The 23144-nt window shown below is 38.6% G+C and carries 27 protein-coding genes; all 27 read left to right on the forward strand.

What is annotated here, in order from left to right; translation table 11 throughout:
• Window positions 1-3: 3 nt before the first annotated feature.
• Window positions 4-1329: a flagellar protein export ATPase FliI gene (gene fliI, locus QYB95_RS11885; protein WP_301138542.1), complete on the forward strand. Its 1326-nt coding sequence runs from the start codon at window positions 4-6 to the stop codon at window positions 1327-1329.
• Entirely contained in the window at window positions 1329-1778 is a 450-nt protein-coding gene (gene fliJ, locus QYB95_RS11890) for a flagellar export protein FliJ (protein WP_301138543.1), read from the forward strand. The genes fliI and fliJ overlap by 1 nt, the downstream gene beginning before the upstream one ends.
• Window positions 1779-1782: 4 nt before the next feature.
• Window positions 1783-2373, forward strand: a complete 591-nt coding sequence (locus QYB95_RS11895; protein ID WP_301138544.1) for a MotE family protein — start codon at window positions 1783-1785, stop codon at window positions 2371-2373.
• Between the two features lie 29 nt (window positions 2374-2402).
• Entirely contained in the window at window positions 2403-3728 is a 1326-nt protein-coding gene (locus QYB95_RS11900; RefSeq protein WP_301138545.1) for a flagellar hook-length control protein FliK, read from the forward strand.
• A gap of 3 nt (window positions 3729-3731) precedes the next feature.
• Window positions 3732-4397, forward strand: a complete 666-nt coding sequence (flgD, locus tag QYB95_RS11905; RefSeq protein WP_301138546.1) for a flagellar hook assembly protein FlgD — start codon at window positions 3732-3734, stop codon at window positions 4395-4397.
• A gap of 13 nt (window positions 4398-4410) precedes the next feature.
• Entirely contained in the window at window positions 4411-4788 is a 378-nt protein-coding gene (locus tag QYB95_RS11910; protein ID WP_301138547.1) for a TIGR02530 family flagellar biosynthesis protein, read from the forward strand.
• 125 nt (window positions 4789-4913) lie between these two features.
• Window positions 4914-5717, forward strand: coding sequence for a flagellar basal body rod protein FlgG (flgG, locus tag QYB95_RS11915; RefSeq protein ID WP_301138548.1), 804 nt, complete (start codon window positions 4914-4916; stop codon window positions 5715-5717).
• Between the two features lie 75 nt (window positions 5718-5792).
• Window positions 5793-6017 carry a flagellar FlbD family protein gene (locus QYB95_RS11920; RefSeq protein ID WP_301138549.1) on the forward strand — a complete coding sequence of 75 codons (225 nt, stop codon included), beginning with the start codon at window positions 5793-5795 and terminating at the stop codon, window positions 6015-6017.
• Window positions 6004-6438 (forward strand): flagellar basal body-associated protein FliL, encoded by a 435-nt coding sequence (fliL, locus tag QYB95_RS11925; RefSeq protein WP_301138550.1) that lies wholly within the window; start codon window positions 6004-6006, stop codon window positions 6436-6438. The genes QYB95_RS11920 and fliL overlap by 14 nt, the downstream gene beginning before the upstream one ends.
• A gap of 36 nt (window positions 6439-6474) precedes the next feature.
• On the forward strand, window positions 6475-7470 hold the full coding sequence (gene fliM / locus QYB95_RS11930; RefSeq protein WP_301138551.1) for a flagellar motor switch protein FliM: 996 nt from the start codon (window positions 6475-6477) through the stop codon (window positions 7468-7470).
• Entirely contained in the window at window positions 7463-8731 is a 1269-nt protein-coding gene (fliY, locus tag QYB95_RS11935) for a flagellar motor switch phosphatase FliY (protein ID WP_301138552.1), read from the forward strand. The genes fliM and fliY overlap by 8 nt, the downstream gene beginning before the upstream one ends.
• A 21-nt stretch (window positions 8732-8752) precedes the next feature.
• Window positions 8753-9115, forward strand: a complete 363-nt coding sequence (locus QYB95_RS11940; RefSeq protein ID WP_301138553.1) for a response regulator — start codon at window positions 8753-8755, stop codon at window positions 9113-9115.
• A gap of 4 nt (window positions 9116-9119) precedes the next feature.
• Window positions 9120-9797, forward strand: a complete 678-nt coding sequence (locus tag QYB95_RS11945) for a flagellar biosynthetic protein FliO (RefSeq protein ID WP_301138554.1) — start codon at window positions 9120-9122, stop codon at window positions 9795-9797.
• Window positions 9797-10462: a flagellar type III secretion system pore protein FliP gene (gene fliP / locus QYB95_RS11950; protein WP_301138555.1), complete on the forward strand. Its 666-nt coding sequence runs from the start codon at window positions 9797-9799 to the stop codon at window positions 10460-10462. Before QYB95_RS11945 ends, fliP begins: the two co-directional genes overlap by 1 nt.
• Window positions 10463-10474: 12 nt before the next feature.
• Window positions 10475-10744, forward strand: a complete 270-nt coding sequence (fliQ, locus tag QYB95_RS11955) for a flagellar biosynthesis protein FliQ (RefSeq protein ID WP_301138556.1) — start codon at window positions 10475-10477, stop codon at window positions 10742-10744.
• A 4-nt stretch (window positions 10745-10748) separates the two neighbouring features.
• Window positions 10749-11525: a flagellar biosynthetic protein FliR gene (gene fliR, locus QYB95_RS11960; protein ID WP_301138557.1), complete on the forward strand. Its 777-nt coding sequence runs from the start codon at window positions 10749-10751 to the stop codon at window positions 11523-11525.
• 3 nt (window positions 11526-11528) lie between these two features.
• Window positions 11529-12617, forward strand: coding sequence for a flagellar biosynthesis protein FlhB (flhB, locus tag QYB95_RS11965; RefSeq protein ID WP_301138558.1), 1089 nt, complete (start codon window positions 11529-11531; stop codon window positions 12615-12617).
• 21 nt (window positions 12618-12638) lie between these two features.
• Complete coding sequence (gene flhA, locus QYB95_RS11970) at window positions 12639-14678, forward strand: flagellar biosynthesis protein FlhA (RefSeq protein WP_301138559.1); 2040 nt, start codon at window positions 12639-12641, stop codon at window positions 14676-14678.
• Complete coding sequence (gene flhF / locus QYB95_RS11975) at window positions 14675-15820, forward strand: flagellar biosynthesis GTPase FlhF (protein WP_301138560.1); 1146 nt, start codon at window positions 14675-14677, stop codon at window positions 15818-15820. Before flhA ends, flhF begins: the two co-directional genes overlap by 4 nt.
• A complete protein-coding gene (locus QYB95_RS11980) occupies window positions 15817-16689 on the forward strand; it encodes a MinD/ParA family protein (RefSeq protein WP_301138561.1) in 873 nt (290 codons plus the stop codon). Before flhF ends, QYB95_RS11980 begins: the two co-directional genes overlap by 4 nt.
• On the forward strand, window positions 16690-17829 hold the full coding sequence (locus QYB95_RS11985) for a protein-glutamate methylesterase/protein-glutamine glutaminase (protein ID WP_301138562.1): 1140 nt from the start codon (window positions 16690-16692) through the stop codon (window positions 17827-17829). It begins immediately after the preceding gene.
• Between the two features lie 15 nt (window positions 17830-17844).
• Window positions 17845-19914, forward strand: coding sequence for a chemotaxis protein CheA (locus QYB95_RS11990; RefSeq protein WP_301138563.1), 2070 nt, complete (start codon window positions 17845-17847; stop codon window positions 19912-19914).
• A gap of 26 nt (window positions 19915-19940) precedes the next feature.
• Window positions 19941-20378 (forward strand): chemotaxis protein CheW, encoded by a 438-nt coding sequence (locus QYB95_RS11995; RefSeq protein WP_301138564.1) that lies wholly within the window; start codon window positions 19941-19943, stop codon window positions 20376-20378.
• Between the two features lie 45 nt (window positions 20379-20423).
• Window positions 20424-21056, forward strand: coding sequence for a chemotaxis protein CheC (locus QYB95_RS12000; protein WP_301138565.1), 633 nt, complete (start codon window positions 20424-20426; stop codon window positions 21054-21056).
• 1 nt (window position 21057) lies between these two features.
• Window positions 21058-21561 (forward strand): chemotaxis protein CheD, encoded by a 504-nt coding sequence (locus QYB95_RS12005; protein ID WP_301138566.1) that lies wholly within the window; start codon window positions 21058-21060, stop codon window positions 21559-21561.
• Window positions 21561-21935, forward strand: a complete 375-nt coding sequence (locus QYB95_RS12010) for a hypothetical protein (protein ID WP_301138567.1) — start codon at window positions 21561-21563, stop codon at window positions 21933-21935. Before QYB95_RS12005 ends, QYB95_RS12010 begins: the two co-directional genes overlap by 1 nt.
• A gap of 424 nt (window positions 21936-22359) precedes the next feature.
• The gene (locus QYB95_RS12015) at window positions 22360-23127 is read left to right on the forward strand and encodes a FliA/WhiG family RNA polymerase sigma factor (protein ID WP_301138568.1); all 768 of its coding nucleotides are present in this window, start codon (window positions 22360-22362) and stop codon (window positions 23125-23127) included.
• Window positions 23128-23144: the final 17 nt, after the last annotated feature.

The following is a 23144-nucleotide window of genomic DNA, read 5'->3' on the forward strand; positions in this document are numbered from 1 at the left end:
AGGATGAAAGCGGCTCAATTAATACATACAATACCAGCTATTGAGACGTTCAAGAAGTTTGGTAAGGTCAGTCGTGTGGTCGGTTTAATGATTGAGTCACAGGGTCCTGAAAGTTCAATCGGTGATGTTTGTAGAATACATGTGAATTCACCGAAAAATGGTCATCAAATAATACTGGCAGAGGTCGTAGGATTCAATAATGAACTTGTAGTTTTAATGCCTTACACTTCAATACGGGAGATCTCCATTGGCTGTCTTGTAGAAGGGACAGGGAAGCCTCTTGAAGTGAAAGTAGGACCTGAATTGATTGGAAAGGTATTGGATTCAATGGGAAATCCTTTTGACGGTTCAGCACTGCCTAGAGGGTTAATGACGGTTCAAACAGAGCAAGAACCGCCCAATCCATTAAAAAGGCCACCTATCAAGGACCAGCTAGAAGTTGGAGTAAAGGCGATCGATGGCATGTTAACTGTCGGAAATGGACAACGGGTAGGAATATTTGCTGGTTCGGGTGTTGGAAAAAGTACACTACTTGGTATGATTGCCCGAAATACAAAAGCTGACATAAATGTTATTGCGTTGATTGGTGAACGTGGCCGAGAGGTACTTGAATTCATCGAACGTGATCTAGGGGAAGAAGGCTTAAAACGGTCGATCGTTATTGCAGCAACAGGGGATCAACCAGCATTAATGCGGATTAAAGGGGCTTTCACAGCAACTGCCATAGCAGAGTATTTCAGGGATCGTGGCTTAAATGTCATGCTAATGATGGATTCTGTAACCCGGGTAGCGATGGCACAAAGGGAAATAGGTCTAGCTACAGGTGAACCGCCGGCACAAAAAGGGTATACTCCTTCAGTGTTTTCGATCTTGCCTAAATTACTGGAACGAACGGGTACAAACCAACATGGCTCCATAACAGCCTTCTATACAGTATTAGTCGATGGGGACGATATGAATGAGCCGATCGCCGATACAGTTCGGGGAATACTTGATGGACATATCGTGCTGGATCGGACTTTGGCAAACAAAGGGCAATATCCAGCCATCAACGTACTTAAAAGTGTAAGTCGTTTAATGAACCATATCTCTTTACCTGAACATGTAAGAGCAGCTGAACGGCTTCGGGAGCTTTACTATACATATGCGAAATCAGAAGATCTCATTAATATAGGTGCCTATAAACGTGGGACATCCAAGGAAATTGATGAGGCGATTCAATACGAGCCGCTTATCACGAACTTTTTGAAACAAGGCTATAAAGACAAAGTATCATTGGAAAATACCGTGGACGAAATTATTGCATTATCAAATGGCGGGGGTAGGTAATGGTTCAATATACATACCGATTTGAGAAGATATTGACGATTCGTGAGCAGGAAAAACAACAAACAGAGCAAGCTTATAAAGAGTCCGTTCGTTCTTTTGAAGAAGTAGCAACAAAACTATATGATCTTCTGAAGAAAAAAGAAGATTTAATTACATATCAAAATGATCGATTGACAGTTGGCTCGTCCATCAATCAAATCCATCACTTTGCAACTTTTATCGATAGTTTGGAACGTACCATCTCGGAAGTTCAGCAAAAAGTTGTTCAAGCACGTGCCAAAATGAACTGGCACGAACAGAAACTATTAGAAAAAAACTTGGAAATACGTAAGTTTGAAAAAATACGGGAAAAAGATTTTGCAACATTTAAGAATGAGCAAGATAGAGTAGAAATGCTTTATTTGGACGAACTTTCATCTCTTATGTATACAAAGAAAGAAGTTAGGTGATTTCATGGCAAAAGGAAAAGCAAAACAAGAAAACATAGGCACTCATGAAGAAAATTCACCAGGAATTTTTCAAAAGCTTTTTTTTTGGTTTATCATTCCACTGCTGTTCATTCTGGCAATCCTGCTTGTAATAGCGACCGTTTTTAACTTTAATGTTTTTGAAAAGGCAGCAGAGTTTACAAATCTGAAAAGCACTGAAGAAGTATCCGTCAGCGATGTAACCGAACAGTACAACGAAAAAATTGTAGGTCTGGAAGCAGAAGTTAAAGAAAAAGAAGCTGAAATTGAAAAATTGCAATCAGAATTAGATAAAGCGCAGGCTGAAAACCAGGAAAGTCTTACCGTCCAGGAACAGCTCCAATATGAGATCGGTAAATTGCAGCGAGATCAGGACGCCGCAAAACAGGAATTTGAAAGTATATTACAATCCTTCGAGCAAATGTCGGCAAAATCCGCTGCCCCAATATTGGTTGAAATGAGCGATGATGAAGCAGTAAAAATTCTTGCAAGCATGCAACCTGATGTTTTATCAGACATATTAGCAAAAATGAGTCCCGCTGATGCTGCTCGTTACACTGAGCTATTATCGGAATAAGTACTTCTTTAGTTAAAGGAGGTGAAAAAGTGAACGTAGGACTAATGCAATTTTCGAATATAGCTATTAAGACAAAAACAGTAGTTAACAACCAATCGACAAAATCACCAAATCAATCAACTCAAAAAGTAGAGAAGTTTGGAGAGGTATTGAATCAAGCAGTTACTGCTTCCCGGAATGAACCTTCTAAAACGGTTGATGGAACGAAAGATTCTATAGATCTAGGGAAATTAGAGGATTTATTATCTGCTAATTCTATGGAAGAAGTTATTGATTTACTAGGAATTCCTCATGATGATGGTTTCTTGACAATAGATATTGGTGAAGAAGGCCAGGCATTGTCTCTAGATGAAATGATGAGCTTGGACAACTTGCTTTCGGTACTAGGCATCGAGCCTACGCAACTGACGGAGACAATAGAGCAACTTACAAGTGTTAAAGTCGAAGAAGAACAGACGGACGATCTATGGCAATTAATCAATTCTGTTTTAGGTGATGCCAGCCAAGATACACAAATTGTGCAACAATTAGTGGCTGCCTTACAAGGTGAACAAAAAGTAACACCGAAACAAGCGGAACAACTGGTTCAATTCCTGAAGTTAGCTCAAGTAACCGGGAAAAATACAGACCTGTTAACGAATCAATTATCAACTCTGCAACAAGTTGATTACATGCTGAAAAATGTTGCAAAACAGGTGAATTCGATGAGTACAATTCAAACGACTCAATTGCCTGAAAATCTAGCTGGGAAAGTTTCTTTACAAGGTTTTGAACAAATTGTTCAAAAAATAGTGAAAACTACTGAAACAGCAGAAAATACGGAAACAACCGAATCAGCCAAAACAGCTCAAAGTATAGTTTCTCTAACATCGAGCTTGGCAAATTCGCCAAAAACGATATCTATTATGCTTCCAGCTGAAAAGGGAGCACAATCCGAGGCTCTGGCAAAAGAAATTCAAAATTTGCTAAATCGCAGTCAAATATCGAACACACCTGGAACGACGAAGCTTTTGCTAAAGCTTTATCCGGAGAATCTAGGATCTATTCGTATTGAGATAATGCAGCAAGATGGTGTGCTATCTGCTCGATTGCTTACAACCACAGCAATGGGGAAAGAACTTTTGGATAATCAACTGCACCAATTGAAAAACGCATTTGCAAATGCAAATATTCAAATGGACAGAATTGATATCACGCAAAGTCTTCAAGAAACAGATCGTAACTTAAAAGACCAGGGGCAGTTTGGTCAGCAGTTCAAACAACAGTCAGGAAAAAATGACAAAGAACAAGATGAACCGGACGATGAATCAGAAAATATGTCCTTTAGTGATTACTTAATAAATGAGGAGGTGTAGAGGATGGCAACGACAGGGATTTCGAATGATTTTTATTTAGCTTCGACCAAGGGACCGAAAATCAGTAAAACGGGTGATAACTCCAGCCTCGGTAAAGATGCATTTTTAAACATCCTGATTACCCAATTACAAAACCAGGATCCAACGCAACCAATGGATGATAAAGAATTTATTGCCCAGATGGCTCAATTCTCTTCGTTGGAACAAATGCAAAATATGACAACAGCAATGCAAGATCTTCTTGCATCGCAAAATGAAACACAGCTGATGTCCTATACAACATTTATCGGAAAAGAAGTTAAATGGCATGAAATATCTGAAGAGGTTGATGAAGAAGGGGAAAATATTGTCAATGAGGGTACTGGTGTTATCAATGAATTGAAATTTAAAGATGGTGAACCTATTTTTGTTCTGGCAGATGGAAAAGAAATTTCACCAGGACATATCTCCTCTATATTGAATAATGGATCAACAACCGGTTCTGAAGCTGCTGAAAACCCATTGGTTACAGCTAGTAACTTAATTGGACAGATGGTCAGCTATCAATTGGATGGAGAAGAGCTATCAGCAAAAGTCGAATCAGTTACAACGAATGGCAGTTTAATTGAATACATTCTAACGAATGGAACACGTTTGAAAAAGGATCAATTCCAACTAATAACTGAGTAGGTTGGTGATGAAGATGAATCGAATTTCAATTCAGCACTTGCCATTGCAACCTACGATACAGGTACAAAAGAAAAAAACAACACCTGTTCAGTGTAAACAATCTTTTCTGAATCATTTGCAAGAAGCTGCCAGTAACCAACAGCTAAAAATCAGCAAGCATGCGAACGATAGAATGAAAGAAAGAAATATTTCAATTACTGAACAAGAGTGGCAGCGTGTGTCAGAAAAAGTAAGGGAAGCACGTTCAAAGGGCGTCAATCAACCACTAGTCCTGATGGATCAAGCAGCATTAATTGTCAGTGCCAAAAATGAAACGGTTATTACAGCGATGGAACGCTCCGAAACAAAAAATCAATTGTTTACCAATATCGATGGGACAATCATCCTATAGGCAGGACCAATATGAAGTCAAACAGAAGACTTTTTATGGATGCCTACGTGCCGCCGACTGACAGACGCAGCACAACTATTCAAAACATAAAAACTGATGGTTAAATGAGAGGAGAACGATTAACAATGTTACGTTCAATGTATTCAGGTATATCTGGTTTAAAAAACTTCCAAACGAAGCTTGATGTAATTGGGAACAACATTTCAAATGTCAATACATACGGATTCAAAAAAGGACGAGTAGTGTTCAAAGATTTAATCTCGCAAACAACTGCTGGTTCAACTGCTCCTTCTGCTACACGTGGTGGTGTTAACGCAAAGCAAGTTGGTTTAGGATCTCAAATTGCTGCAATCGATACAATTTCAACAACAGGGGCGCTACAATCTACAGGTCGTGTATTAGACTTGGCAGTTTCCGGTGATGGTTATTTCCGGGTAGCACCACAATCTGGATCAACTGATATTTCTTATACAAGAGCTGGGAATTTTTACATGGATGCTGCAGGAGATATCGTAACATCAGATGGTATGTATTTATTAGATACGGCTGGTAACAAAATTACAGTTCCTACTACTTCTCAAAGTATGTCAATAGGTCAAGATGGTACAGTAAATATAGTTGCTGCGGATGGAACATTAACTTCTAATCAGAAGTTAAGCTTAGCTAAATTTCCAAATAGCGAAGGGTTAGAAAAAGTAGGCTCTAACTATTTCAAACAATCTCCAGCATCCGGAGTTCCAGATCCTGACGTAACAGCTCAAGCAGGTGGTAAAGGTGCCATCCAATCCGGTTTCCTGGAAATGTCAAACGTAGACCTTTCTGAAGAATTTACAGATATGATTGTTGCACAACGTGGTTTCCAAGCAAACTCACGTATCATTACAACATCTGATGAGATCCTGCAAGAGCTGGTAAACTTAAAACGATAATTTATTAGATTGATCATAATTTCATTGTAAAGGAGGGTCGGGCCGGCTTCTCGCATGTGACCCGGCCCCATTTCAATGATCCAATTAACACGATTAAATGGAAAATCTTTTTCATTAAATGCTCTATACATAGAATTAGTTGAATCATTTCCGGACACAACCATTACCTTAACAAATGGCAGGAAATTTATTGTCATGGAAAGTGAAGAAGAAGTTCGAAAAAGAGTAGCACAATTTTATAATAGTATTCAAGTATTATCCAACCCGCATTTACGAGGTGATGACGATGAAAAACAATAAATTATTAACGGTAATGCTTATCATTTTAGTGTCCATTACCTTAATTGGGGTTGTAGTTTTTGTTCTATTAACACAATTTAATAAACAAACAGGCACTGAAACCCACGAACCGTCAATAGATGAGATTGTAGAAGCTTCTGTTGATGTAACTGAAATTACAACGAACTTGGCAGATAATAAAGTAATCATGCTTTCATTAAAAATACAGACCGACAGCAAGGAAGCGGCAGAAGAATTAACAAAACGTGATTTCCAAACAAAAAACCTTGTGATTACACAGCTTTCTGAAATGACGGAAGAGGATCTGAAAGGCAAAGAAGGCAAAACAACTTTCGAATCAACAATAAAGTCACAATTAAATGAACTGATGCAAGAGGGAGAAATACAACAAGTTTACATTACCTCCTACATCATACAGTAAAATTTATGTCAAACATCTTGAAATGGAGGTGGGCAAATGGCAGGAGATGTATTATCCCAATCCGAAATTGATGCGCTACTTTCTGCAATATCAACCGGTGAAATGTCAGCAGATGACATGAAAAAAGAAGAAGAAACAAAAAAGGTCAAGATTTATGACTTCAAGCGAGCTCTTCGTTTTTCCAAAGACCAGATCCGAAGTTTGACCCGTATACATGAAAACTTCGCTAGGTTATTAACAACATTTTTCTCGGCACAGTTAAGAACCTATGTCCAAATTACAGTGGCTTCGGTCGATCAAATACCATTTGAAGAGTTTGTTCGTTCGATTCCTAATATGACCCTAATAAATGTGTTTGAAGTGCCGCCTTTAGATGGTAATATCTTAATGGAGATCAATCCGAATATCGCGTACTCCATGCTAGACCGTTTAATGGGTGGCAGTGGCTCCAGCTATAGCAATGTGGCGAATTTAACGGAAATTGAACAGAAAATCATGACGAATCTATTCGAGCGCTCTTTCGATAATTTACGGGAAGCCTGGGATACAATCGCTGAAATCGACCCAATTCTGGTGGAACTGGAAGTAAATCCGCAATTCCTGCAAATGATTTCACCGAATGAAACGGTCATCGTGATTTCCCTGAACACTGTCATTGGCGAAACAACCGGGATGATCAACATCTGTATTCCGCATGTTGTATTGGAGCCGATTATTCAAAATTTATCTGTTCAATATTGGATGCAATCGAACACAAAAGAAGCTTCACCAGAACAAGCCCAAATGTTGGAAAGAAGAGTGAAGCAAGCAGAATTGCCGCTAATTGCAGAACTTGGAACAACCAATATCTCTATTGAAGATTTCCTTTATATGAATATAGGCGATGTCATCGAATTAGAGCAAAATATAGACGAGCCGCTTGTGTTAAAAGTAGGATCTATACCGAAATTCACGGCGCAGCCAGGAAAACGAAATAAAAAAATGGCAATCCAAATTATTGCACCCTTAGAAGGAGGAGACGAAGATGAGTGATGGAATGCTCTCCCAAGAAGAAATCGAAGCGCTATTAAGGGGCGAATCGTTAGACGATAAGCTTGACGACTTAGCATCTGAATCTTCTACAAATAATGAACCACTGCGTGTTGAAGACTATTTAAATCCAATGGAACAAGATGCTTTAGGCGAAGTTGGAAATATCTCATTTGGCAGCTCTGCAACGGCGCTTTCTACACTATTAGGTCAGAAAGTAGATATTACAACACCGGTAGTCTCAATTCTTAATCGAAACTATTTAGAGGAAGAATTTCCACATCCTTATGTAGCCGTTCAAGTGGAATATACAACTGGTTTATCCGGGGCAAACTTATTAGTTATTAAACAAGAAGATGCTGCAATTATTGCAGACTTAATGCTTGGTGGAGATGGTTTAAATCCAAGCATCGATTTAAGCGAAATTCAGCTAAGCGCTGTTCAAGAAGCAATGAACCAAATGATGGGTTCAGCTGCTACGTCAATGTCTACCGTATTTAATAAAAAGGTAGATATCTCGCCACCATCTATTGATTTAATGAATATCTCAAAAAATGAAGGAACGGACCAAATCCCTGAAGATGACTTATTGGTGAAAGTTTCATTCCGACTTAAAATTGGTAGTTTGATAGACTCCAATTTAATGCAATTATTTCCGCTTCAATTTGGGAAAAAACTTGTAAAGTCATTACTTGGCGAAGAGGAAGATCCGAGACCGGCTGAAGTACAGCAGCCTGCTGCTCCAGTACAACCGGTACAACAACCGGTTCAGCAGCAAATGCAGCAACCAATGCAACAACCGGTTCAGCAGCAAATGCAACAACCAATGCAGCAACAGCCTGTTTATCAGCAGCCACCTGTCTACCAACAGCAAGCTGCAACAACTTATCAAGAAATGCCAACAAGCTATGCGATGCCTACATATCAGCAACCGCAGCAGCCTGTAAATGTTCAGCAAGCTCAATTTGCATCGTTTGAGAACGCAAGTATTACACAGGATGAAGCTCGCAATCTCAACATGCTTCTCGATATTCCTTTACAGGTAACGGTTGAACTGGGGCGTACTAAACATTCGGTAAAAGAAATATTGCAATTGGCATCAGGTTCCATCATTGAATTGGACAAGCTGGCCGGAGAACCGGTTGATATTTTAGTGAATAGCCGTTTAATCGCAAAAGGGGAAGTAGTCGTTATTGATGAAAACTTCGGAGTAAGAATTACAGACATTATGAGTCAAGCAGAACGATTAAACAATTTGAAATAGGATTTTTTGGAGGGAATATATATGTCTAAAAAGATTTTAATAGTAGACGACGCGGCATTCATGCGCATGATGATTAAAGATATTTTAACTAAAAACGGTTATGAAGTAGTTGGAGAAGCAGCTGATGGACTTCAGGCTGTTGAAAAATACAATGAATTAAATCCGGATTTAGTCACAATGGATATTACAATGCCTGAAATGGACGGAATTGCGGCTTTAAAAGCGATTAAGTCAACAGACCCAAATGCGACAATCATCATGTGTTCTGCTATGGGACAACAAGCAATGGTAATCGATGCTATCCAAGCTGGTGCAAAAGACTTTATCGTAAAACCATTCCAAGCCGATCGTGTAATTGAAGCAATTCAAAAAGCTTTAGGTTGATAAAATGAACGGAAAAGTTTCTGCAATCGTTCGGCTTTGTTTAGCAATCGTAATCGCATTCACTTTTTTGGCACCCATGAATTTTGCTTATGCAGCACAAGGTAATCAATCGGTTACAGATTGTTGGCAAAACCCTGAAGCAGAAGGCTGTGAAGATCCAGACACGTCTGTTGAAGAAGATTCTACTTCCACAGACGTAGGTTTGGGGATTTGGGATTATATGAAAATGCTATTTTCCCTCGTATTCGTACTGGCACTTTTACTATTTGTTCTTAAGTTCCTGAATAAAAAAAGTGCAAACTATCAGCAAAATAGTATGGTACGCAATATTGGCGGCATATCTGTAGGTGCTCAAAAATCTGTTCAACTGCTTCATATCGGTGATAAATTATATATCGTCGGGGTCGGTGATGAGGTCCAACTCATTAAGGAAATCAATGATCCAGAAGAAGTGGAGCAATTACTGGAGTTTTATAATGAAAAACAAACCATTGCAAGCAGTACAACACCTTATATATTAGAGTTGATTAAAAAGGTAAAAGGCACTAAATCACAGGATGAAACTGAAGTTAAACAGGCTAATCAAAACTTTGGCGAGATGTTCAATAAACGGCTTACAGAACTTACAAAAGCCCGCAAAAGTGAATTGGACAAATGGAAGGAAAAGGAGAAGGATAAGTAATGGAAGATTTTATCTCACTCTTTTCTGAAAATGACCCGACGAATGTTTCTACTTCTGTACAATTGCTTTTACTACTGACTGTTTTATCTTTAGCCCCAAGTATCTTAATCCTGATGACATCTTTTGCAAGGATTATGATTGTGCTTTCTTTTACTAGAACAGCTTTAGCGACAAATACATCGCCGCCAAACCAAGTACTGATCGGATTGGCTTTATTCCTGACATTCTTCATTATGGCACCGACATTCCAGGAAGTGAATCAACAAGCACTTCAGCCATTATTTAATGAAGAGATAGGGTTGGAGGAGGCGTATGATCGTGCTGCTTTACCTTTCAAGGAGTTTATGGCACAGCATACGAGACAAAAGGACTTGGAGTTATTCCTGGATTACAATCAAGCAGAAAGACCAGCATCAGTGGAAGAGATTCCGTTGACTATGCTTGTTCCAGCTTTTGCTTTAAGTGAAATAAAAACAGCCTTTCAGATTGGCTTTATGATTTTTATTCCATTCTTGGTTATTGATATGGTTGTAGCGAGCGTCCTGATGTCCATGGGGATGATGATGCTGCCGCCAGTGATGATTTCATTGCCGTTTAAAATCTTATTATTTATTTTAGTGGACGGATGGTATTTAGTGATAAAATCTTTACTTCAGAGTTTTTAGGGGATGATATAAATGACGCAAGAGATGGTCATTGCAATTGCAGAGAGAGCGATATGGATTGTCCTCATTGTTTCCGGACCGCTGCTATTAATTGCACTTATAGTCGGTTTACTTGTCAGTATTTTTCAAGCAACCACTTCAATTCAAGAGCAAACCTTGGCATTCGTACCGAAAATAGTTGCTGTTTTCGTGGGGATTATCTTTTTTGGACCTTGGATGATTTCTCAAATGACTACCTATGTAGCTGATATATTAGATAATTTAACGCGGTATATAGGGTGATCCAATGACAGACATCATTCCTGAAATTTCCGTTTTATTGCTGATTATCGTCAGAGTCTCTGCATTCTTTGTATCAGTCCCTTTTTTTTCGTACAGCCGAATTCCCCCACAATTAAGGATTGCTTTATCTGTCGTCTTTGCATGGATGATGTATTACACGATTGATGTGGAAGCAATTCCGATTGATGGGAATTACCTATTATTGGTATTAAAAGAGGCAATCATCGGTGTGATCATAGGGCTTGTCGCATATATGATCATGACTGCTGTTCAGATAGCAGGTGGATTTATTGATTTTGAAATGGGTTTTGCAATGGCCAATGTAATCGATCCACAAACAGGGACTCAGACTCCACTGATGGGTCAGTTTTTTAATTTCTTGATCCTATTTGTTTTGTTGGCGATAAACGGCCATCATTTAATTTTGGATGGAATCTATTATAGTTATCAATTTTTGCCCATCGATCAGGTTTTTCCCGACTTTGGGAATGATAATATTGCTGAGTTTGTTATTAAAACCTTTGGGTCGGTCTTTGTCATTGCTTTTCAAATGTCGGCGCCAGTAGTGGCCACTTTATTTTTAGTTACAATGGCTTTAGGGATTACAGCGAAAACTGTACCTCAGCTCAATATATTCGTGGTTGGATTCCCTATCAAGATCGCAGTCGGGTTTCTTGTACTGATTGTTTCGATGGGTGTCATGATAGAAGTAATGGAAAAAGTAATAGAAATGATGATACTTTCAATGCGAGATTTCATGCAATTGTTGGGTGGTGCATAACGCTTGAAACTACTACTCTCTTTAGATTTACAGTTTTTTGCTGGGGATAAAACAGAAAAAGCGACACCGAAAAAGAGACAGGATGCCAGAAAAAAAGGACAGGTCTTAAAAAGTCAGGATGTTACAGCAGCAATTGTTTTGTTGTTGCTATTCTTATTTTTGTATTTTAGTGGGCCAATGATGATTGAGGGCATATTCGGCTTTTTACATCAAGCCTTTGAAAAAAATATTTTAATAGAATCTGTCACAGCAGATACAGTAATGCAAGTATATACGGATTCTTTAAAAGAAATGGCACTTATTCTCCTGCCTTTTATGGCAATTGCTGTTGTTGCCGGAATAGCGGCAAACTTCATGCAATTTGGTTTACTTTTTACTATGGAACCATTGAAGCTGGATTTAAAAAAGATGGATCCCATCAAAGGGATAAAAAAAATTATCTCTGTTCGGGCAATTGTAAACTTGATTAAATCTTTATTGAAAATATCATTTATCGGAACCGTGACAACGGTCATTGTGTGGATGAACCTGGAGGAAGTTTTATCACTATCATTCCAAAGTCCTTGGGATACATTGACAACAGTAGCAAAACTAACGGGGTTAATGGGAATCGCAGCTTCATTGACCCTTGTTGTAATTGCACTGATTGACTACATATATGAAAAATATGAATATGAAAAACAATTAAAAATGTCGAAGCAAGACATTAAAGATGAATACAAAAATGCTGAAGGCGACCCGAAGATCAAATCGAAAATCAAGCAGCGTCAAAGGGAAATGGCCATGCGCAGAATGATGCAGGAAATACCGAATGCAGATGTGGTCATTACCAATCCAACTCACTATGCGATTGCCCTGAAATACGACGATCAAAATATGGAAGCACCCAAGGTTGTGGCAAAAGGAACCGACTATGTGGCGCAGAAGATTAAATTGATCGCAAAAGAAAATGACGTTGTAATGGTAGAAAACCGGCCGTTAGCACGGGCGATGTACGACCAGGTAGAAATCGGCCAACAGGTCCCTGAAGAGTTTTTTAAAGCGATAGCAGAGATATTAGCTTATGTCTATCGTATAAAGCGTAAAATTTAGACCATAGTAGGAGGGAAAAACATGAAGATTCGTGACTTAGGTGTTTTAGCTGCAGTAATAATGATTGTAGCAATGCTTATTATCCCTCTACCGACATGGTTATTAAGCTTTTTAATCATTATCAATATTACATTGTCATTATTGGTTTTGTTAGTGGCGATGAATATGAGAGAAGCATTGGATTTCGCCATTTTCCCTTCAGTTATATTGTTATTGACATTATTCCGTCTGGGGTTAAGTATCTCCACAACTCGTGCAATTCTAGCACAGGGCGATGCGGGAGATGTTGTTGAAACATTTGGTGAATTCGTAACTGGTGGGAATATTTTAGTCGGTTTAGTAATTTTTATGTTATTAGTTATTATTAACTTTATCGTTATTACAAAAGGTTCTGAACGTGTAGCTGAAGTTGCGGCACGTTTTACATTAGATGCAATGCCAGGGAAACAAATGAGTATTGATGCAGATTTGAATGCCGGGATGATTTCCGAAAAGGAAGCAAGAGAGCGCCGTGACAAAGTTTCGAAAGAATCCGATTTTTATGGAGCAATGGACGGAGCCACAAAATTCGTAAAAGGTGACGCAATTGCCTCCATTATCATGGTATTCATTAACTTGCTCTTCGGGATTATTATCGGAATGGTACAGCTTGGATATGAAATGGCCGATGCAGCAACTCATTTCTCAACTTTAACAGTAGGGGATGGATTGGTTGCACAAATCCCGGCCCTTTTAATTTCAACTGCAACAGGGATAGTTGTTACTAGAGCTGCTTCAGAAGGCAACTTAGGTGAAGATATTGCAAGACAATTGTTTGCACAATCCAAACTGCTCTATATTGCAGGCGGAGCAATTCTCTTATTAGGTCTCTTCACGCCACTTCCAGAATGGATTACCATGCCAATTGCTGGCGTGCTGATTGGTGGAGCTTATTTAATCAATAGTAGGGAAAAGAAATCTGAAGGTCCTGAAGAACTACTCGAGATGGAAGAAGAAGTGGCAGCTGATACAATGAAAAGTCCCGAGAATGTTGTCAATCTGCTTAACGTGGATCCGATTGAATTTGAATTTGGCTATGGGTTAATTCCTCTAGTTGATGCCAGTCAAGGTGGAGACTTACTCGACCGAGTTGTCATGATTCGCAGACAATTGGCACTGGAACTAGGGATTGTCATACCGGTAGTTCGTATCAGGGACAATATTCAACTACAGCCAAATGAGTATCGAATTAAAATAAAGGGTAATGAGATGGCTAGGGGAGAGCTTCTTCTTGATCACTACTTGTCCATGAGTCCAGGAGATGATGATTCAATCGAGGGAATTGATACAATCGAGCCATCCTTTGGATTGCCTGCAAAATGGATTACGGAAAAAGTGAAAGAGGATGCGGAGATGCTTGGCTATACTGTCGTTGACCCGCCAAGTGTCGTTTCTACCCACTTAACCGAAATTATCCGAGCGAATGCCCATGATTTACTTGGCCGTCAGGAAACGAAACAATTAATAGATCACCTGCGGGAAAATTATCCAATTTTAGTGGAAGAATTAACACCGACACCTTTATCAATTGGTGAAATACAAAAAGTTTTGGCAAAACTATTAAAAGAAAATGTTTCAATACGCAACTTGCCTATTATCTTTGAGACTTTAGCGGATTATGCCAAACTAACAAGTGATACAGATGTTCTTGCAGAATATGTGCGTCAAGGATTAGCAAGACAAATTACTTCGCAGTATGTATCAGGCGGTGCTAGTTTAAAAGTAATCACGATTCCTGGAAAATTGGAGAAGCTTATAGCTGATAGTATCCAGCAAACTGATCATGGGAACTATCTTGCAATGGATCCTCAAGATTCCCAAAACGTACTGGAGGCCATTGCGAAGGAAGTGGAGAGAGTGTCCTTTATGGAACAATCTCCAATCATTCTCTGTTCGCCGGGAATACGAATGTATTTAAGACAATTAACCGAACGTTATTTCTCGCAAATCCCTATTTTATCCTATAACGAATTAGATGCAAATGTTGAAATTCAAAGTGTTGGAGTGGTGAATGTAGAATGAAAATGAAAAAATATACAGCACCTTCAATTTCAGAAGCAATGAAAATGGTTCGAACGGAATTAGGCGAAGATGCCGTTATTATTAATTCCAAAGTAATCGTGACTAAAAAGCTGTTCGGATTAATAAAACAAAAGAATTTTGAAGTACTTGCCGGAGTTGATGAAGTGGAGACTAAAACGATGTCTCCACATCTTCCGGATTTACCAGCAAACACAATTCTATACCATGAACAAAAAGAACAGATGAAACTACATATTGACGATACATTAACAAAAGAGTTGAAAAGTGAAATAGCCGACTTGAAGTTGATGATGAAATCGATGCAAAAGCATACAATTCAATCAGAATTGCCAGAGAATTTCTTGCCTTATATTGACTTCTTGAAACGTCAAGAACTTAGTGAAGAGCTCATCACGGCAATAAGTGATGAGCTTTTTGTGCATCAAAAACAAAAGGATGCTTCTTTGAGCGAAGGCGAGATGAAGGAAATTACAAAAGAAGTGCTTCGTAAATTCCTGCACGATCTACCGATGGGTGGACTTTCCTATCAGAAGAAGTATATCAATGTTTTGGGACCTACAGGTGTTGGAAAGACGACGACAATTGCCAAAATGGCGGCAAGATCGGTATTGGAGAAAAAGAAAAAGATTGGCTTCATTACGACAGATACGTATCGGATTGCAGCTATTGAACAGTTAAAAACTTATGCAAACCTTTTACAAGCTCCTGTTGAGATTGTCTATAATGCAAATGATTACAAGAAGGCGATCGATAATTTTGCACATCTCGATTTAGTTTTCATTGATACAGCGGGCCGTAATTATAAGGAAGCTAAATATGTAGATGATCTAAAGGAAATGATTAATTTCGATGAAGAAGCAGAATCGTACTTAGTATTGGCATTAACTGGCAAAGAAAAAGACATGGAATCAATAATTCAACAATTTGGTGAAATCCCTATGGGTAAATATATCTTTACGAAATTAGATGAAACAAATTCTATTGGCACTATGTTTAATTTAATGATTAAATATAATAAAGGACTTGCTTACTATACGAATGGACAAGAAGTACCAGAAGATATTGAAGAAGCCAATTTAGATGGAGTACTCGAACTGTTCTTTCAAGGAGAATATGAATGAGAGACCAAGCTGAAAACTTAAGAATGAAGATGCTGGAAAGTCAAGGTTCTTTGGGGAGATCAATTGCGATTGTTAGTGGCAAGGGTGGGGTAGGAAAGAGTAATTTTTCTACCAATTTTGCCATTAATCTTACTAAGTTAGGGAAAAAAGTGGTCGTGCTGGATATGGATATCGGCATGGGAAATGTTAATATACTAATAGGTAAAACGGCTCAGTACAATTTGAAGCATTATTTATTTGGTGAAGCCTCATTGGACGAAGTAATTTATGATGGCCCGCATAGCTTTAAATATATTTCCGGTGGTTCAGGCATGTCGTCTGTGGTCGAATGGTCAAAAGAAATGGTTGATGCATTATTTAATGCATTCGAACAATTGCAAAAGACTTATGATTATATTCTTTTTGATATGGGTGCCGGGGCTGCGAATTGGTCATTGGACTTAATTAGCGCTATTGATGAGATTATTGTCATCACAACCGAGGAACCAACCGCCATAACGGATGCTTATTCCATGATGAAATATATCCATGTACGAGATGAAAATAAAACAATTTACTTACTATGCAATCGCGCTTATTCAAAAGAAGATGGCCAGGATACATTAAACCGACTGGAAAGTACAATGAAGCACTTTCTAAAAAAAGATATTATCCTTCTTGGATCCCTACCGGAAGATTCGGCGGTAAGAAAAGCTGTCCGTGAACAGGTGCCTTTTTCAATTGCCTATCCAGACAGTAATATTTCGAAAACTTTGAAAGTAATGGTAGAGCAATTCATGAATCGCAACCAGGTTGAAATTCATGGTCGGTATAAACAAAATAACTTCCTATCTAAACTAAGAGGCATTTTTTCGAAAGGGCGTGATTGATTGGAACTCTCAAGTAAAAGCAAGCTTTTAGTGGTAGATGACTCTGCTTTTATGAGAAAGCTGATTAGCGACTTTTTTGTTGGCAACCCGAAAGTAGAAGTTGTTGGTACTGCCCGAAATGGTAAAGATGCGATTAAGAAAATTCAAAGTTTGAAGCCGGATGTCGTAACAATGGATGTCGAGATGCCCGAGCTAAACGGTTTGGATGCATTGAAGGAAATTATGACCGTATCTCCAGTTCCTGTCATCATGCTATCCAGTACGACTCTTCAAGGTGCAGAAAATGCACTGAAGGCGATGGAAAATGGTGCGGTTGATTTTGTTGCAAAACCAAGTGGGACAATCTCCCTTGATTTACACAGAATTAAAGAAGAATTAGTACATAAAGTGGAGCATGCGGCACATGTTTCAGTAACCAAGTTGAAAAAAGCGAGCTTTGCACCGGTTTCTGTATCGAAAAGCAGTCTTTTAAATGAAAATAGACAACTAATCAAAAATTCGTTGACTCAAGTCACTCAAACTGTAAGTAAAGAGTTGACTAAAAGGAAAGATTGGAATCAATTAACAAAAAAGATTGTGTTAATCGGCACCTCTACAGGAGGTCCCAGAGCTTTACAGGAAGTTATAGCGAAATTGCCCAGTAGGATTAAAGCACCTATCCTGATTGTCCAGCATATGCCTGCCGGTTTCACTAAATCCCTTTCAGATCGCTTGAATCAACTAAGTCAAATAAAGGTCAAGGAAGCACAACATGGTGATCTCCTGCAAAATGGGGTTGCCTATATAGCGCCAGGTGGCCATCATTTAAAGCTTGAGAAACGTGGAGCTTCCTATGAAATTGTTCTGGACCAGACCGAGCCTCCGAGAGCCGGGCACCGTCCGAGTGTAGACGTCATGTTTGAAAGTGCAAGTAAAATCAAAGACATGGATAAAGTAGCGGTCATTATGACAGGTATGGGATCTGATGGCTCAAAAGGTCTTATGCAATTAAAAGAGAATGGAAATGTAATGGCGATTGCAGAGTCGGAAAAAACGTGTATTGTTTATGGGATGCCAAAAGCAGCTGTAGAAACACAGCTTGTCAATGAGATTGTAGATGTTGACAATATTGCCGAAGCGATTATGAAATATTTGCCCTAAGAGGAGTGTTTTCTAGTGGAACTTAATCAATATTTAGAAATGTTCATTGAAGAAAGTAAAGAACATTTACAATCATGCAGCGACAATTTGCTGGAGCTTGAAAAAAATCCAGCAGACTTAGCGATAGTAAATGAAATATTCCGTTCGGCACATACATTAAAAGGTATGTCTGCAACAATGGGATACGAGGATTTAGCTGATTTGACTCATAAAATGGAAAATGTGCTTGATGCCATTCGCAATGAAAAAATTCAAGTAACTGCCGAAATTTTAGATGTAGTGTTTGAATCCGTGGATCACTTGGAAGCAATGGTCATGGATATTGCCGATGGCGGCGATGGGAAAAAAGATGTTTCTCAAACAGTAGAAAAATTAAAACGAATTGAATCAGGTGAAGCCATTCAACAAGAAACAGCTGTTTTGAATTCAAACGAGACTGCTGCAGAAGCTGCAGCTACAACTGTTGGTTTGGAAAACGCTCCCCAATTGGAATATGATGATTTTGAAAAGACAGTCTTGCTTCAATCCACAGAGCAAGGATTCAATGCATTTGAAATTGCCGTGACTTTAAATGATAGCTGCCTATTAAAAGCAGCACGTGTCTATATGGTATTTGATATTTTAGAGAAAAATGGAGATGTAGTGAAATCCTCTCCTACTGTAGATAAACTGGAAGAAGAACAGTTTGACCAAGAATTTAAAGTAGCTTTAATTTCTCAAACTAATGCGGAAGAATTGCGCAGCAAGATTCTAAAAGTTTCAGAGGTTGAAAAAGTTGCCATCACACAATTATCGAAAGATATATTTGTTCAATCAGCAACCGTTGAGACAGAAACAGTCGCAGAATCACAAACTGAAGAATTGACGCCAGTTGCACCTGTAGAAGTGAAAAAAGAAGAAGCCACTCAAAAATCTTCCGGGGCAAAGCATGCTGCAAGTAAAACGATTCGTGTAAGTATCGAACGATTGGATATTTTAATGAACCTGTTTGAAGAATTAGTGATTGATAGAGGTCGACTTCAATCGATTGCCACAGAAGTGAATCACTCTGAGCTAAATGAAACAGTCGAACGAATGAGCCGAACAATGGGCGACTTGCAAAATATTGTGTTAACAATGCGCATGATCCCAATTGAAACTGTTTTTAACCGATTCCCTAAAATGGTCCGTACATTATCCCGTGATTTAAAGAAAAAAATTAATCTTGAAATCATTGGTGCGGAAACTGAATTGGATCGTACAGTAATTGATGAAATTGGAGATCCGCTGGTTCATTTAATTCGCAACTCGGTTGACCATGGGATTGAAAGTCCGGAAATACGCCGCGCCAATGGGAAACCTGAAGAAGGTAATGTTACATTGCGTGCCTATCATAGTGGTAACTATGTATTTATCGAAATTGAGGACGATGGTGCGGGAATCAACCGTGAAAGAGTACTGAAAAAAGCAATTTCCAAAGGAATTGTAACAAAAGAATCTGCACTTTCAATGTCAGATAAACAAATTAATGAACTTATATTAGCATCCGGCTTCTCAACTGCAGAAGTAATTTCGGATATTTCAGGGCGTGGAGTAGGTCTCGATGTTGTGAAAACAACAATTGAATCGCTTGGCGGCAATATTTCAATCGAATCAACTGAAGGTGTGGGATCAATCTTCTCTATCCAGCTTCCTTTAACGTTATCCATTATCTCCGTTATGCTGGTTGAAATTGAACAAGAAATTTATGCGATACCGTTATCATCGATTATTGAAACATCTATTATTAAAAACAGCGATATTCTCAATGCACATAATCAAAAAGTAATTGATTTCCGCGGGAAAGTTGTTCCACTTATCTTCTTGGATGAAATATTTGATGTGCCAAGAACGGAACAGGCTGCAGACGGCTATCACTCCGTTGTCATTGTCCGAAAAGGAGACAAGCTTGCAGGTCTGGTAGTGGACACATTTATTGGCCAGCAAGAAATTGTACTGAAATCACTGGGGAATTACTTAACAAATATCTTCGCTATTTCCGGTGCAACGATTTTAGGGAACGGTAAAGTTGCTTTAATCGTGGACTGCAATGCGTTAATGAAGTAATGAATGGAATGAAAGAGGTGTAGGTTATGACTGCTGTTGAGCAAGAATATCTAAAAGTAATTGTTTTTCAACTTGCTGATAAAGAATATGCCATCCCGGTATCTAATGTACAAGGTATCGAAAAACTAATGCATATTACGCGAGTGCCAAAGACGAAAAGCTTTGTAAAAGGTGTTATTAATTTGCGTGGTGTCGTCACACCATTAATCGATTTGCGTGAACGATTTGGAATCCCGATATCTAATAATGAAGATACTACGAGAATTATTATTATCACCCTTGAAGAGATGGAAGTAGGCTTTATCGTTGACTCGGCAAACGATGTGCTGGATATTCCGGTAAGTGCGATTGAAGCGCAACCGGAAGTAGTTGGGTCGAATGAAGAAGAATTTATATCCGGTGTGGCAAAGTTAGAGAATCGCTTATTGATTTTATTGCATCTGGACAAAGTGTTAAATCCATAAATCATTGCTGGACAATCTGAAAGTAAAGTAGGGATGTGCGAGTTTATGAGCGAAGTACAAAAAATTACATCATTGCATTTGGATGTCTTGAAGGAAATTGGAAATATAGGTGCTGCCCATGCTGCGACAGCACTTTCCAGTTTGCTGTCCAGGAAAATCGATATGCATGTCCCAAAGGTGGAAATGGTGTCATTCAATGACATGATGGAACTAGCGGGGGGTGCTGAAACCGTTGTAGTAGGAATCTTTCTTCGAATTGAAGGGGACTCTGAAGGAAGCATGTTCTTTATATTGCCAATCGAACAGGCAAACCGTTTTATACAGAGTTTAATCAATGATGATCAATTTAGCTTTAGTGATAACAAGCTTTCCGAGCTAGGTGTTTCAGCAATGCAAGAAATGGGAAATATCCTCTCCGGGTCTTACTTATCTGCTTTGTCAGACTTTACAGGAATGAAAATTTATCCAACAGTTCCTGGATTAAGTGTTGATATGTTTGGCGCCATCATAAGTACGGGTCTAATCGAAATTTCAGAGGTTAGTGATCAGGTGATTGTCATCAATACATCCATCTTTGAAGAAGGTTTTGATAATCGTAATGAAGTTCATGGGCATTTCTTCTTACTACCAGATCCTGATTCTTTCACCTCTATTTTTAAGGCATTGGGTGTTGCATAAGATGATCCAGACACACACAAGCCAAGTTATCAAGGTTGGAATCGCACAATTGGATGTAGTAAAAATGCCGGATACAATACGTACATCAGGATTAGGTTCCTGTGTGGGTGTTGTATTATATGATGAAACAAAAAACATAGCCGGATTAGTTCACATTATGTTGCCTGACTCGAGTTTGGCAAGAACAGAAACGATTAATGCAGCAAAATTTGCTAATACCGGCATAAAGGCACTCATTGAAAAGCTGAAATTAGTTGGGGTCCAACCCTTTCGCTTGAAAGCGAAGATTGCCGGTGGTGCTCAAATGTTTAAATTTTCGTCAGAAAATGATTCGATGCGAATTGGGCCACGGAATGTAGAAGCTGTAAAAAGAGAGCTCATCAAAAATAACATACCACTGATCGCTGAAGATACGGGTGGCAATAGCGGGAGAACAATCGAGTTTAACCCTGTCACGTGTCGATTAAGTATTCGTACAGTAAATCAGGGAGTGAAAGATATATAATGTTTGGATCAATATTCTACAACTTTTGGGGGGCCATCATAGGCTTTACAATTTACTTTTTTAGTATTTTATCGGATTCTACTATTCCCTTAAATAGTCTGGTGGGATCTTTTATTGCTGCGGTTGTATCCTTTCTTATCATGTATGCTATCCGATTGCTTTTAGGGTATGTACTTTATACTCCGAATGACGAATTATTTGATAGCTTTAATATAGAAAATGAACAATTACGTCAGCAATTTGTGAATCGTGGGAGTAGTGCATCTGACTCCGGAGATAGTAAATCTACCGTTGAGTTTAAGGATCAGAATTCGGAAGATATTGCAAAAGTCGTTCAAACGATGATGCTTCAAGATGAATTGACGAAAAAATAATCATTAACCATCTTCAATCTTAAAAGAGTCGAGAAAGCGGCTCTTTTTTTGTTCTCCGGCACATAATCTACAACCACATACTGCATATCTCCATAATTTATGTCTAAAAAGTAATAAATTAAGTTTAATAGAAATCTGTGTTTTTTTTCTATTATTTGATATACTATTTGATAGTAAGGAACCTATAGTGAATTCTAAATAATAAGTTAAAAATACTATTGTATAATTAGAAAGTCCTTTAAAATACAATGAGAATGATTCGGTGTGATGTAGGATAAAAGTCTTGTGTTGTTTCGTTTCTTGAATGAATAGCAACTACCGTGGAATTTCGTCGTGGCAGCGATCAATTGGTAAGAGGGGCATCAAAAGGACAACATGGACGATTGCTTACGAAAGTAAATGATTTTAGTGTGAGGTGGATTTTATGGTACAACTTCGAGCAGATAATGAACAAACTCTTTGGAATTGCTGGATCAATGATCGAGATCCGGATGCTGGTAATATGCTTATAAAAAAATATCAACCACTAGTATCCTATCATGTACAGCGAATTGGTGCGAGTGTTCCTAAAAATGTATCACGTGATGATTTAATGAGTTTAGGGATGATGGGACTATTTGATGCATTAAATAAATTTGACATAAATAGAGACTTGAAATTTGATACATATGCTTCTTTCCGTGTGCGGGGAGCAATTATAGACGGGTTAAGAAAAGAGGATTGGCTGCCTCGTTCAGCGCGTGAAAAGGCAAAGAAGATGGAAGCCCAAATCGAAAAATTAGAGCAACAGCTAATGCGCAGTGTAACGCCGGATGAGCTTGCACAGCATATGGAGCTGCCGGTTGAAGAGATTTACCAGACTGTTCAGGAACATTTTTTCTCTAGTGTGTTATCCATCAATGAACAACAAGAACAGGAAGAGTCAGAGGGGATGTCTTTTGTTATCAGAGATGAAAGGACGAAAACTCCCGAGCAAGAAACTGTACATATGGAATTAATCAAGGACCTTTCGGAAAATATTAAAAACTTAAGTGAAAAAGAACAGCTTGTCCTAAGCTTGTTCTATACAGAAGAATTGACATTGACTGAAATTGGTGAAATGCTTAGTTTATCGACATCACGAATCTCACAAATCCATTCGAAAGCATTATTTAAATTAAGAAAGCTTCTTTCTAATGAGATGTTAAGCTAACTGGATTAAAAGCTGAG

The sequence above is a fragment of the Ureibacillus aquaedulcis genome, assembly GCF_030418165.1.
Taxonomy (GTDB): domain Bacteria; phylum Bacillota; class Bacilli; order Bacillales_A; family Planococcaceae; genus Ureibacillus; species Ureibacillus aquaedulcis.